8 protein-coding genes are annotated in these 13,446 nt (G+C 71.7%); 6 read left to right on the top strand and 2 right to left on the bottom strand.

What is annotated here, in order from left to right; translation table 11 throughout:
• Both G4D86_RS41575 and G4D86_RS41570 read left to right on the top strand, forming a co-directional pair.
• The gene (locus G4D86_RS41575) at positions 1-3,861 is read left to right on the top strand and encodes a DUF4215 domain-containing protein (RefSeq protein WP_163999974.1); all 3,861 of its coding nucleotides are present in this window, start codon (positions 1-3) and stop codon (positions 3,859-3,861) included.
• Positions 3,862-3,972: 111 nt separating this feature from the next.
• A complete protein-coding gene (locus G4D86_RS41570; RefSeq protein ID WP_163999972.1) occupies positions 3,973-7,668 on the top strand; it encodes a serine/threonine-protein kinase in 3,696 nt (1,231 codons plus the stop codon).
• A gap of 9 nt (positions 7,669-7,677) precedes the next feature.
• On the opposite strand, the gene G4D86_RS41565 is transcribed toward G4D86_RS41570, so the two are convergent.
• Together G4D86_RS41565 and G4D86_RS41560 are read right to left on the bottom strand one after the other, a co-directional pair.
• The gene (locus G4D86_RS41565; RefSeq protein WP_163999970.1) at positions 7,678-8,037 is read right to left on the bottom strand and encodes a hypothetical protein; all 360 of its coding nucleotides are present in this window, start codon (positions 8,035-8,037) and stop codon (positions 7,678-7,680) included.
• Positions 8,038-8,194: 157 nt separating this feature from the next.
• On the bottom strand, positions 8,195-9,817 hold the full coding sequence (locus tag G4D86_RS41560) for a sigma 54-interacting transcriptional regulator (RefSeq protein ID WP_240360780.1): 1,623 nt from the start codon (positions 9,815-9,817) through the stop codon (positions 8,195-8,197).
• 203 nt (positions 9,818-10,020) lie between these two features.
• On the opposite strand from G4D86_RS41560, the gene G4D86_RS41555 reads away from it, so the two are divergent.
• From G4D86_RS41555 to G4D86_RS41540, 4 genes are all read left to right on the top strand, one after another.
• On the top strand, positions 10,021-10,794 hold the full coding sequence (locus G4D86_RS41555) for an alpha/beta hydrolase (RefSeq protein ID WP_164000013.1): 774 nt from the start codon (positions 10,021-10,023) through the stop codon (positions 10,792-10,794).
• Positions 10,795-10,859: 65 nt separating this feature from the next.
• Positions 10,860-11,846 carry a DUF2278 family protein gene (locus G4D86_RS41550; protein WP_163999968.1) on the top strand — a complete coding sequence of 329 codons (987 nt, stop codon included), beginning with the start codon at positions 10,860-10,862 and terminating at the stop codon, positions 11,844-11,846.
• A gap of 132 nt (positions 11,847-11,978) precedes the next feature.
• Positions 11,979-13,070 (top strand): fatty acid desaturase family protein, encoded by a 1,092-nt coding sequence (locus G4D86_RS41545; protein WP_240360779.1) that lies wholly within the window; start codon positions 11,979-11,981, stop codon positions 13,068-13,070.
• Positions 13,067-13,441 carry a hypothetical protein gene (locus tag G4D86_RS41540; protein ID WP_163999967.1) on the top strand — a complete coding sequence of 125 codons (375 nt, stop codon included), beginning with the start codon at positions 13,067-13,069 and terminating at the stop codon, positions 13,439-13,441. The genes G4D86_RS41545 and G4D86_RS41540 overlap by 4 nt, the downstream gene beginning before the upstream one ends.
• The last annotated feature ends 5 nt before the right edge of the window (positions 13,442-13,446 follow it).

Below are 13,446 nucleotides of genomic sequence, written 5' to 3'. Positions count from 1 at the left end.
ATGACTACACGTGTCTTCCTGAAGGCAGCGGCACTGGCGCTCGCGCTGGTGTCCACCCTGACGGGCTGCGAGGCGGATATCGCCGGGCAGCCCTCCACCTCCAGCCCCGTGCTGGCCAGCCAGTCGTCGTCGGTCGTCGGCGACGGCCGGATCCAGCCGGGCGAGCAATGTGACGACGGCAACACGGTGTCCGGCGACGGCTGTTCCGCCTCCGGCGCCATCGAGTCGGGCTACCTCTGTCACGTCCCCGGCCGCGCCTGCTCCCTGGCGAGCCTGTGCGGCAACGACGCCGCCAACTCCGGCGAGGCCTGCGACGACGGCGACACCGCGGCGGGCGCCAATGGCTGCACGGCCAACTGCGATTTGTCCCTGTGCGGCAACGGCGTCTTCAACAACCGCCCGTTCCCCAACTTCGACCAGGAAATCTGCGACGACGGCAACCGCTTCGAGGGCGACGGCTGCAGCCGCCAGTGTGAGGTGGAGCCCGGCTTCGCCTGCGCGGGCAGCCCCAGCCGCTGCGTGAGGGCGGGTGTCGCGGTGTTCAACACCGGCGTGGACCAGAACAACCGCCGCCTGGAGTCCGGTGCGGACCCGCACTGGTTCTACAGGGGAACGACGACGGGCGCCGTCACCGACGTGCGCAGCGCCGACGACTGGCCGCAGGAAATCCAGACCGCGCGCTACATGCAGGCGCCCCTGGGTGAGAGCACCTGCGTGTACCAGGACTTCATCGTCCCCTCGACGACGAACATCTCCCAGTTCCGCCTGCGCCTGGCGACGTTCAACGACAACAGCTTCGACAGCGCGCGGGTGAACGGCACGGCCGTCACGCCCGTCACGGTGAACGACCCGGGTGGCCAGCCCTGGCAGAAGAACATCTTCCGCGAGTTCGGCACCACCGCCCCCTGGCGCACGGGCCTCAACCGCATCGAGCTGTGCAACGAGAACGAGACCACCGAGCCCAACGCCTTCCGCTACCTCTTCGTGGACGCGTACGACGACCGCTGCGGCGACGGCGCCGTCTCCCTGCGCGAGGACTGCGACGACGGCAACACCACCAGCAACGACGGCTGCAGCGCCACCTGCGCCATCGAGCCGGGCTACGGCTGCACGGGCGCGCCCAGCACCTGCGCCAGGACGTGCGGCAACGGCGCGCTGAACCCCGGTGAGCAGTGCGACGACGGCAACACCGCCGCGGGCGACGGCTGCAACGCGAGCTGCCGCGTCGAGGCCGGCCATGCCTGCCCCACCCCGGGCCAGGCCTGCGTGCAGACGTGCGGCAACGGCGCCGTCAACGCCGGCGAGCAGTGCGACGACGGCAACCAGAATGGCTCGGACGGTTGCTCCGCGGCGTGCCGCATCGAGAGTGGCTACGAGTGCGCGGGCGCCCCGTCCGTGTGCGCCCCCCTGTGCGGCAACAGCCGGCTGGACTCGGGCGAGCTGTGCGACGACGGCAACACCCAGCAGAACGACGGCTGCTCCATCGCCTGCACCCTGGAGCTGGGCTACTCCTGCCCCACCGTGGGCCAGCCCTGCGCGAAGACGTGCGGCAACGGTACGATGAACCCGGGCGAGCAGTGCGATGACGGCAACCTGAATCCTGGCGACGGCTGCGCCACCGAGTGCCGCGTCGAGCCGGGCTACGCGTGCAGCACCCCGGCGAACGGCGCTTCCGTGTGCGCCCTGACGTGCGGCAACGGCGTGCTGAACACGAACGAGACGTGCGACGACGGCAACACCGCCGGCAACGACGGCTGCTCGCCGGGCTGCCGCGTGGAGACGGGCTACAGCTGCTCGGGCCAGCCCAGCGCCTGCGTCACCCTCTGCGGCGACGGCATCACCGCGGGCGCCGAGGCCTGCGACGACGGCAACACCACCGCGGGCGACGGCTGCAACAGCCAGTGCTCGGTGGAGCCGGGCTACAGCTGCCCCGCGCCGGGCAACGTGTGCTTCAACACCTGCGGCAACGGCACGGTGGACTCCGGCGAGGAGTGCGACGACGACGACACCGACAACGGTGATGGCTGCAGCAGCACCTGCCGCGTGGAGAGTGGCTACTCGTGCAGCGGCGCTCCCAGCGTGTGCCGCACCTCCTGCGGTGACGGCGTCGTCGCCGGCAGCGAGGTGTGCGACGACGGCAACCTGTCCGGCGGGGACACCTGCTCGCCGCGCTGCCTGTGGGAGGTGGGCCAGACGTGCGCGGCCTCCGGCGTCTGCGACAGCGGCTACTGCAACCCCAACACCAACCGCTGCGCCGTCCTCACCAACTGCGGCAACGGCGCGCTGGACGAGGGCGAGCTGTGCGACGACGGCAACACCGCCACCGGCGACGGCTGCGGCGCGACCTGCACGCTCGAGGCGGGCTACAGCTGCTCCGGCAACCCGTCGGTGTGCGCGGTGACGTGCGGCGACGGCGTCAAGGCCGCCTCCGAGGCGTGCGACGACGGCAACACCACCGCGGGCGACGGCTGCAGCGCCACCTGCACCACCGAGAGCGGGTACGGCTGCAAGAACACGGGGGTGAGCACCTTCTTCACCCGCCTGGGCCGCAGCCAGTGCACGCAGGTGTCGGACATCAACAGCCCGTCCCTGCCCGCCGGCGCCGTCCAGGCCGCGCTGAGTGTGCCGGGCCGCTACCGCATGCACTACGTGTCCGGCGCGGTCAGCTACTCGGGTGCCAGCAGCTGGTACCCGGGCATCTTCGGCGTCAACGCCAACCCGGGCGCCGGGACGCAGGCCTTCTCGCAGGGCGCCGTCCCGGTGGGTGGGCCCGTCTCCAGCACCCGCAACGCCGCGATGACGCTGGGCTTCCCGCTGTCGCGTGACTTCGACGCGGCCACGGGCGACGTGCGCCTGGCCCTGGTGGACACCGACTGCGGGCTGAACAACAACACCGAGACGGCGGTGACGTACCGCGTGGACGCACTGTCCATCTGCCAGCTCATCCCGGTGCTCACCAGCCCCGGTACGGGCGGCACCACGGAGGGTGACATCGGCGGCACCGGGTCGCCGGGCTCCACCGTCCTCGTCTACGTCGACGGGAGCAACACGCCCGCCTGCACCGCCGTCGTGGACGCCACGGGTCACTGGACGTGCGACCTGGGGGATGTCGCGGACGGCACGCACTCGGTGGTGCTCACCTCCACCACCCTGAGCGCCACGGAGCCGGCCCCGGCGGTGAACATCACCGTCCGCGGCCCCACTCCGGTCGACACCACGCCGCCCGCCGCGCCGGTCATCACCGGCCCCGCCCCGGGCTCGGTGCTGTCCACCTCCAGGCCCACGCTGACGGGCACGGCGGAGGCGGGCAGCACGGTGACGGTGCGCGAGGGCAACACGGTCATCTGCACGGCCGTCGCCAGCGACACCGGCGCGTGGAGCTGCGTGCCGACCGCGCCCATGGCGGACGGCAAGCACTCCGTGACGGCCACGGCCACCGACGCGGCCGGCAACACCAGCCCCGTGTCGAACACGGACACCTTCACCATCGACACCCTGGTGCCGGACACCTCCATTCCCCGCGGGCCGCGCTCGCTCACCAACGACCGGGATGCCTCGTTCGACTACGCCTCCACCGAGGACGGCGTGCGCTACGAGTGCAGCCTGGACGGCGGCACCTACGTCCCGTGCGAGGACAGCTACGACGTCGGGCTGGGTGAGCACACCCTGCGCGTGCGCTCCGTGGATGCGGCGGGCAACGTGGATGCCTCGCCCGCCGTCTACAGCTGGACGGTGGAGGAAATCACCCGCGCCTTCGCGGGTGGCGGCTGCAGCGCGGCGCCGGCCTCGTCCGGACTGGCCCTGCTGGCCCTGCTCGGCCTCCGTCGGCGCAACCGCCGGCCGGAGGGTGCGCGGAAGTAGTCGAGACCGCCGGAAGGTCCACCTCCCCTCACCGGGCCCTACCTCCCCCTGGGCCCGAGGACCTTCCGGCGGGCCTCCGGCCGCACCGGGGCCAGCCCGTATGCTGCCCCGGTGCATGCGGTAGGCCGTGAAAACGAGTTGCTGGAGGAGGAGCTGCTCCTCGCGCTGGATGAAGGGCTGGTCTCCCATGAGGAGGCCGCCGCCCTGCGCGAAGAGGCACTCCGCCTTGAACGCGGCCCCCTGCAGCTGCTGAGAGAGCGGGGCCGCCTCACGGAGGACACCCTGCACCTGCTGCGCGAGGAGCTGACCCCCCGGGCGCGCGCGGACGGGGGGGACACGGACAGCGGCGGCGTACAGCCCGAGGAGGCCGACACGCTGACACCGCCCACCCCCGGAGCCCCTGGCGAGGTGGTGGCGGTCGGCGCGGCCGGGCTGCCCGACTTCCCAGTGCCGGAGTGGGAGCGCTACCAGCCGGTGCGCTTCCTCGGCCAGGGCGGCATGGGGCAGGTGTTCCTGGCGTATGACCCGATGCTGCGGCGCAACGTGGCGCTGAAGTTCGTGCGCGGCGCGCACCCGGAGCAGGCCCGGCGCTTCCTGTCCGAGGCCCGCGCCCAGGCGCGCGTGCGGCACGAGCGCGTGTGCGAGGTGTACGAGGTCGGCGAGGTGAGCGGCCGCGGCTACATCGCCATGCGGTACGTGGACGGCCGGACGCTGGGGCAGCTCGCGAGCACGCTCACGCTGGAGCAGAAGGTGCTGGTGCTGCGCCAGGCCGCCGAGGGCGTGCACGCGGCCCACCGCGCCGGCCTCATCCACCGCGACATCAAGCCCGGCAACATCGTGGTGGAGCGCACCGAGGACGGGGGCCTGTCGCCCTTCGTCATGGACTTCGGCCTGGCGCGCGAGGGACGGGACGAGGGCGGAGCCGCGCACCAGGTGCTGGGCACGCCGCACTACATGGCGCCGGAGCAGGCCCGGGGCGAGGTGTCCCGGTTGGACCGGCGCGTGGACGTCTACGCCCTGGGCGCCACGCTGTACCTGCTGCTCACCGGGAAGCCGCCCTTCCCCGGCGACACGGAAGCAGAGGTCCTCACGCGCCTCCAGACGGAGGAGCCCAAGCCGCCGCGCGCGGTGGACGCGGACATCCCCGAGGACCTGGAGGCCATCGTCCTCAAGTGCCTGGAGAAGGAGCGGCCGGCCCGCTACGACTCGGCGCGCGCGCTGGCGGAGGACCTGGGCCGCTTCCTCGAGGGCGAGCCGGTGCTGGCGCGCCGCGGCCTCGGCTACACGCTGCGCAAGAAGGCCCGCAAGCACCGGGTGGCGCTGGCGCTGGGCGCCGCCGCGCTGACGGTGGTGACGCTGGCCCTGGGGCAGGCGGTGCTGGCGCGAAGTGAAGTCGCCGAGCGCGAGCGGCTGGCCCGCCGCTTCACGGAGCGCGTGGAGCGAATCGAAGCCTCGGCGCGCTACTCCGCGCTCTCACCGCTGCACGACACGCGCGAGGACCGGCAGGCGCTGCGCGCGAGCATGGACGCGCTGGAGGACGAGGTGCGGGAGGCGGGGCCGCAGGCGCAGGGGCCCGGCCAGTACGCGCTGGGGCGCGCGCTGCTCGTGCTGGATGACCGGGATGGCGCGCGCAAGCGGCTCGAGTCCGCGTGGGCGCTCGGCTACCGCGAGCCGCGGGTGGCCTGGGCGCTGGCGTGGGTGCTGGGAGAGCAGTACCGCGAGCAGCTCCTCTTGGACGTGGAGCGCCGCACCCCCGAGGCGCGCGAGGCCCGCCGCCGCGAGCTGGAGCAGCGCTACAGGGACCCGGCGCTCGTGTACCTCCGCCAGGCCGAGGGGCCCGACGTCCCCGCTCCACCCCTCTACGTGCGGGCGTTGTTCGCCTTCTACGAGGACCGCTACGAGGAGGCGCTGGCGCACCTGGACGCGATGGGCCGCGCGCAGCCGTGGTTCTACGAGGCGCCGCTGCTGCGCGGCGACGTCTTCCTCGCCCGGGCCACGCAGCGCTGGAACACGGGCGACCGCGCCGGCTCGCAGGTGGACCTGGACGCCGGGCGCCGGGCCTACGCCACCGCCATCACCATCGCCGACAGCCTGCCCGCCGCGCACTACGCGCAGGGACGGCTGGAGCTGGCCGCGCTCGTCATGGAGCAGTATGGCGAAGGCAACGTCCTGCCTCCCTACGAGCGTGGGCTGGAGTCCATGTCGCGTGCACTCGCGGCCGCGCCAGACGACGTCCGCGCGCTGATGGGGATGGCGAGGTTCCACCGCCGGCTCGCGGAGCAGCGCATCCTGAAGGGGAACCCGGACGTGGAGCCGCTGTTGCAGAAGGGCATCGACGCCGCGAGCGCCGCGCAGGCGGTGGCGACTCCCGGAGCCCGCGTGCCGCTGGAGCTGGCCCTGACGTACCGGGTCTGGGCGCGACACCGGCAGCGGCAGGGACAGGACCCTCGCGAGCAGCTCCGGCTGTCCATCGAGGCCTTCGAGCGCCTCCTCCCCGAGGAGCGTGACTACGCCTTCCACATCAACCTCGGCCTGACGTACCAGGTGTGGGCCGACTACGAGGCCGAGCACGGAGAGGACCCGCTCGCCCATCAGGACCGGGCCATCGAGGAGTACCGCGCGGCCATCCGCCTGCGAGAGCAATATCCGGATGCGTGGATCAACCTGGGCAGTGCCCTGGGCAAGCGGGCCGCGCATCCTCGCGCGCCGGATGCGCCGGGCGACCTGACGCGGGCGCGGGAGGCGCTCGAGCGGGCCCTGGCCCTCAACCCACGCAACATCGCGGCCTGCTTCCAGGGCGCGGACGTCTCCGAACAGCTCGCGCGCTGGCACCTGGACCGGGGCGAGGACCCCGGCCCGGACCTGGAGAAGGCGCAGGCGCTCTACCGCCAGGGGCTGACCGTCAACGCGAAGCTTCCACAGCTGCACAACGGGCTGGGCTCGACGCTGCTGTCGCAGGCGGAGCTGCGCTGGGAGGACGGCGGCGACCCCGAGCCCCTGCTCGCCGCGTCCCAGCGGGCCTTCGAGCAGGCGCGGACGGTGGCCCCGCAGCAGGCCTACGGCTACAACAACCTGGGTGAGGTCTGGGCCATGCGCGCCACGTTCCAGCTCGCCCAGCGCGAAGACCCGGGGGCGAGCGTCCGCGCGGCCGTGGAGGCCTACGAGCACGCGCTCGAGCTGATGCCCGACGATGCCGACCTCTGGGCCAACCTCGCGCGGGCGCACGGCGTGAATGCCACGTGGGCGCAGGAGCGTGGAGGAGACCCGCGGCGCGACGTGGCCCGCGCCGAGGAGGCGCTGGCGCGCGCGCGTGCCCTGAACCCGCGCCTGGGCAGCGCGTGGCGGTACCTCGGCGAGGCGCGTGCCGTGCGGGCCCGGTGGCTGGCCCGGCAAGGCTCGGCCCGGGACGCGGACTTCGAGGAGGCGGAAGCGGCCTTCCGACAGGCGCTGGAGCTGGCTCCCGCGCAGTTGGAGTACCGGCTGGCCGCCGGGCACTTCCATCGCCAGTGGGCGGAGTGGAAGGAGCGCCAGGGCGGAGATTCGACTCCGGCGTTGCAGCGAGGCCTGGAGCTGGCCGGGCACGTGCTGGCCGCGCGGCCCCGCTGGGCACGGGCGCGGGTGCTGCGCGCCAGCGTGCTGCTGGCACTGGCCCGGACGAGCGCGCCCGCCGAACAACGGCAGGCGTGGAGCGACGAGGCGCGGGAGGACCTGGAGGGGGCCCTGGCCCACAACCCGCACCTCGTGCCCGCGTGGCAGGGCCTGCTCCCTCCGTCACCGGAGCGGCTGGCGGGCCCTCCCACGCCCTGACCGACACCGCTACTTCTTGTCGGGGTCGGTCGGCGGCTCCGTCGACACGTCGATGCCGCCCTTCTTCACCTCATGCTGCCCGCCCACCTTGCGGCTGGTGGCGCCGTCGAAGATGGTCACCGTGAAGGGGTACGGCCCCGGGGCGGCGTTCGAGGCGACGGTCTGCAGGGACGACGACAGCAGCAGCGAGTTGCCATCCAGCTCGTAGGGCCCCGGGATGGAGAGGCAGGTTCCGTCTGGGAACCGCACCTCCGCCGCATAGGGGACGTCTTCGAGCTTGAATGTCACCGCGTCGCCGCGCCAGACGAGGGGACCGGGCGTGTAGCGGATATCCTCGTCGCGTCGGATGTGGATTGTGATGCTGCCCATGGGCCGTGGCTCCTCCCCTTTCGGGGGCTGAAGGACGTTGTCACCGCGAGATTGCAGGCAGTGTACCAGCGACGCTTCCCTCGGGAGCCACGGCGACGCGGCCGCGAGGCAGCCCGGTGGACACGTCATCCAGTGCGTCAGGCCCGGCGTTGACGCGTCACGCGTCCAGGCCCAGCTCGCGCACGCGGCGCTGGAGGGCGCGCTTGGAGACCTCCAGTCGCTGCACCATCTGGTCCAGGTCTCCCCCGCACTCGTGGAAGCAGCGGGTGATTTCCTCCGCGCTCAAGTCCCGTGCGGTGCGAATCAGCGAGCTCTTGTCGATGAGCACGTAGACGGACGGACGGGGAATGCCCAGCCAGTCCGCGGTGGCCTTGAGGTCCCACGAGCAGGCGCGCAGGGCCTCCAGCAGTTCCTGCTCCGCCACTTCCGCGGGCTTGCGCCGCGAGGCCTTCACCTCGGGGGTGTCCGAGGCGGCGGGGGGCGTGGGCGCGTCCACGGGACTGCCGGGCACGGGCAGGACGTCGGCGTCGAGCGTCTGCTCCAGACGCGGGTCGGCGCGCAGGCGCGGCGTTCCCCGACTGCCGATGACGAGCTGCCGCGCGACATTGCGCAACTGCCGCACGTTGCCGGGCCACGCGTAGCGCACCAGCCGCACGGCCAGCGCCGCGGGCAGCCAGGGCTGGGTCCGAGGCTCCGAGGACGACAGCCGTCCGGCCTCGCCCGTGGCTTCCAGCTCCTGCCGGGCGAAGTGCAGGAAGAGCGGGCCGATGTCCTCGCGGCGCGTGCGCAGCGGGGGCATCTGGATTTCGAAGCCGGCGAGCCGGTGCAGCAGCGGGGCCTTGAAGAGGCGCTCCTGGATGCGCGCCTCCAGGTCGGCGTCGGTGGCGGAGACGAGCCGCACGTCGACGCGGACGGGCTCGTGGCCGCCCACGGGGAAGACCTCGCCCGTCTCCAGCACGCGCAGCAGGGCGACCTGCACCTCGGGGGGGGCCTCGCCCACCTCGTCGAGGAAGAGCGTTCCTCCGTGCGCGGAGCGGACGAAGCCCTCGCGATCTTTCGTGGCGCCGGTGTACGCGCCGCGCTGCGCGCCGAACAGCTCGGCGGCGGCGAGCTCCTTCGCCAGCGCGCCCAGGTTGACGCTGACGAAGGGCCCGGCGCGGCGCGGGCCCCGCTCGTGGATGGCGCGCGCCACCAGTTCCTTGCCCGTGCCCGTCTCTCCGCGGATGAGCACGGGGACGTTCAGGTCGGCGACGCGGGCGATGTCGTCGCGCACCTGGCGGATGCCCTCCCCCTGCCCCACGATGCCCAGGTCCTCAGGCCCCGTGGCCTGCGTGGGCGACGTCCGGTGGAGCAGCAGCACCACGCGGTCGGCGAGCACCAGCGGCACACCGAGGGCGAGCTCCTCGGGAGAGAAGTCGCGGCCACCGGTGACGGGCTCCCAGGCCACGCGCACCTGCGTCGCATCCTCGGGCACCTGCAACCGCACGCCGCCGCGCAGCCCGGGCTCGAGCTGGATGGGCGTGCGGCTGATGAACGGGTCCCCGAGGGGCATGGACAGCAGGCCCCCGGGGCGCGCGAAGTCCGGAGCATTGCGGGACAGCGGCACGGGCCTGCCGTCGGTGACCAGCGACTCCAGCAACAACTGGTCTCCGACGCGCTGGAGCTGCGGGTGGGCCACCACCGTCAGCGCCGGCACACCGCGCACGGACGGAGTCTGCCGTCCCTGGTCCCGGCCAGGGGGCGTCGACATGTCGGCGGGGAGCGGCTGCTTCGTGGGCATGCGTCGGGCCTTGATACCTCCGTCGAGCCAATAGCGCACGGTCTCTGTTCATCGGAGAGGCGTGTCTGTCGGCCTTCGCAATCATGCGCGACGGCCCGTTCGAGGTGATATCCGGCACGTGGCGGACGTCTCAGGTGAACACCGCGCGATGGGCCGGACTGGCGAGGCGCGGGGGCGCCATCTATCTTCCGCGCCGCGAGCCCATGGGACACGTCCACATCATCCGAGACTTCGCCTCTCCCCAGGAGGGGCGCACCCGCACCGTGCGCATCTTCACGCCGGATGCGTACGACGCCGAGCCAGACCAGCGCTTCCCCGTGCTCTACATGCACGACGGGCAGAACGTCTTCGCCCACCCGGAGTCCGCGCTCTTCGACACCTGGTGCGCGAACCACACGCTGGAGCGCCTGGTCTCCGAGGGCCGCATCGGCCCATGGCTCATCGTCGCGGTGGACTCCACGCACGACAGGCTCGCCGAGTACTCCCCCTGGCCCGAGCCGCGCGGCGACATCTCCGCCCGCGGCGAGCCCTTCGTCCGCTTCCTCGTCAACACGCTCAAGCCCTGGGTCGACGGCGTCTACCGCACGCGCCAGGGGCCCGAGTGGACGGGCCTCATGGGCGCGTCGCTCGGCGGCCTGATGTCGCTGTACCTCGGCTGGCGGTACCCGGACCTCTTCGGCCGCATCGGCGCGCTGTCCCCTTCCGTGATGTGGAGCTGGGACCGGCTCTTCGGCGAGTGGACCGCCCACACGCGCAGGTGGTCGCGTATCTACCTGGACGCGGGCACCGACGAGACGGTGGACCCCGTGGGCTACGTCATGCGCTACGGCGAGGCCACGCGGAACTTCCACCGCCACCTCCAGCACCTGGGCTACGCGGACCACGAATTGCGCCTGGTGCTCGAACCCGGGGGCCAGCACCACGAGCGGGACTGGCAGCGGCGGCTCCCGGAAGCGATGGGCTGGCTGCTGGGCTAGCCCCGGGTACCGGCATCACATCCGCTCCCGGTCCACTCCCTCCCGAGGAACAGGAGGGACCGCACATGCCGCTGAAGCAATATGGAGTCTTGAAGGGCTCGGCCACCGAGATGAAGCTGGGCACGGGACCGAGCCCCCACTACCAGGTGCGAATCGTTGCCGAGGGGGTGCACTACCGCATCGCGGTCAACGTCAGCTCGAAGCTCCCGCCCTCGGACCTTCAGTACCTCGTCGACGAGCACTTCCAGCATCCTCTCGCCGAGGCCCTCGAAGCGCTGCCTCCCGGCTTCACGCCCGTTCCCAGCAGCGCGGGCGGGCTGGCGCTCGACTTCATCCGCGGCAACCTCTTCAACCGCGAAGGCATGACGCCCCTGCCGCCCAACGTCCCCGGGCCGGACAATGACTTGAACGACAAGCTGGACCACTACTTCCAGCGCGCGGTGCGGGACGCGCAGGCCCAGGTCTATGCCTTCGGCGAGCCCTGGGGCCCCGAGCCGAAGATTGAAGACAAGTATTTCCACTTCAAGCCCGGCCGAGGCATCCACGACATCCACATGAACCAGGGCAACGACCCGTCCTTCGCCGAACAGGATGGCGTCTATCAGGACGGCGGCGTGCTCATCCACCTCCCCGCGACGCAGCAGTGGGTGGGCATCTTCCTCAAGTTCCAGTCGCAGTCGTGGCACACCGACGACAGGACGGGCCACACCCTCGACGGAACCATCCCCGTCACGCACGACGGCGCCGTGCGCATCATCGCCGCGCTCGTCAACGACACGCGCACGCCCGAGCGGGAGACCATCACCCTGCTCAACACCTCGCCCGACCCGGTGTCGCTCGACGGGTGGGCGCTCGTGGACAAGAACAAGCACAAGCAGCCTTTGAGCGGAGACCTGCCGCCGGGCGCCACGCGGCTGCTACCCGTGAGCAAGCCGCTGGAGCTGTCGAACAACGGCGGCCTCATCTCGCTCCTGGATGCCCAGGGCCTGAAGATCGACGGTGTCTCGTACGTGAAGGCGCAGGCCCGTCCCGGGTGGACGGTGGTCTTCTAGCGGAACAGCCGTGCCGCCTGGTGTGTTACGAAGTACTTCGGCACCAGGCAGGCGAGGGCCGCGCGGGGATTCTCCCGGCGCGGCCTCCCGCTCCAGCGGTGGTGGCGTTGGCGGCGTGAGAGCGGGTGAACGTTGTCGCAAGCAACCAAGGCGAAGTTCCTGGAGTCGGGGCCCTTCCATCAGGACCTCAAGGCGCGGGTGGAGCAGTACCTGGAAGCAAGCGGTCGCTCCGCCCGGGACCTGCCGGGAATGTACCTGAAGACCGCGGTCATCCTCGGCTGGTTCGGCGCCTCGTACGCCTGGCTCGTCTTCGGTGCGACCAACGTGTGGGGTGTCGTGGCCGGGTGCGTGTCGCTCGGGCTGGCCACCGCCGGCATCGGCTTCAGCATCCAGCATGACGCCAACCACGGCAGCTATTCATCGCGACGGAGCGTCAACCGGCTGCTCGGATGGACGCTGGATATCGTTGGCGGCTCCTCCTACGTGTGGGGCTGGAAGCACAACATCTTCCACCACAGCCATCCCAACGTCGTCGGCCTGGACGAGGACATCGACATCCAGCCGCTGTGCCGGATTGCCCCGGGCCAGAAGCTGCACGCGGCCCATCGCTTCCAGCACCTCTACATCTGGGTGCTCTACGGGCTGCTGTCGGTGAAGTGGCACTTCATCGACGACTTCAAGGACCTGGTCACCGGCCGCGTCGGCCGGCAGAAGATGCCGCGCCCCTCGGGGCGCAAGCTCGCCGGGGTGCTCGTCGGCAAGGCCCTCTTCTACGGCTGGACGCTGGTGGTGCCGTTGCTCCTCCATCCGCTCTGGCAGGTGGCGCTCGCCTACGCGCTCACCGCCTTCGTGCTCGGGCTGACGCTGGCCACCGTGTTCCAGCTCGCGCACTGCGTGGAAGAAGCCGTCTTCACCGAGGTGCCGCAGCACAGCCACTCCATCCCCCACGACTGGGCGACCCATCAGATCGGGTCCACGGTGGACTTCGCGCGGGGCAATTGGCTGGTGAGCTGGTATCTGGGCGGACTCAACTTCCAGGTGGAGCACCACCTCTTCCCGCGCGTGTGTCACCTGCACTACCCGGCGCTCTCGCGCATCGTGGAGGACACCTGCCGCAAGCACGGCGTCCACTACCGGGTGAACACGAGCGTGGGTGCGGCATTGAAGAGCCACGTGCGCTGGCTCAAGCGGATGGGGCAGCCCGTCATCGAGGGTGCGGTATGAGTGAAGAGACGGAGAAGGTTCGGTACGGACGCGCGCAGAAGTTCCGCCTGTCGCCCAAGGGCAGCGAGGCCGCGGCGTCGTATGCGGCCATGATTGAAGCGGCGAAGAACGGCACCGGGCGCGCCCAGTTCGACGCGGCCCGGGCTTCGTGGGGGACCTCGCTCGGACTTCCCCCCGATGACGGGCTCTACCTCGTGGAGTTCGCCGCGGGAGAGCGCACCGTCGCGGAAGCGACGCGCAACCTCGATGGCTGCGGCACCACGGCGAAGGAAGTCAAAGTGGCCGTCGAGCGGCTGCTGAAGCTCGGCATGCTCGAGCCCCTGCCCGCGGCGCCTCCGCCTCCCGCGCCGCCTCCGCGCCGCTACTGGTGATGAGC

It is taken from the genome of Pyxidicoccus caerfyrddinensis, assembly GCF_010894405.1.
GTDB classification, from domain to species: domain Bacteria; phylum Myxococcota; class Myxococcia; order Myxococcales; family Myxococcaceae; genus Myxococcus; species Myxococcus caerfyrddinensis.
This window is presented reverse-complemented; position numbering and strand designations above follow the sequence as displayed.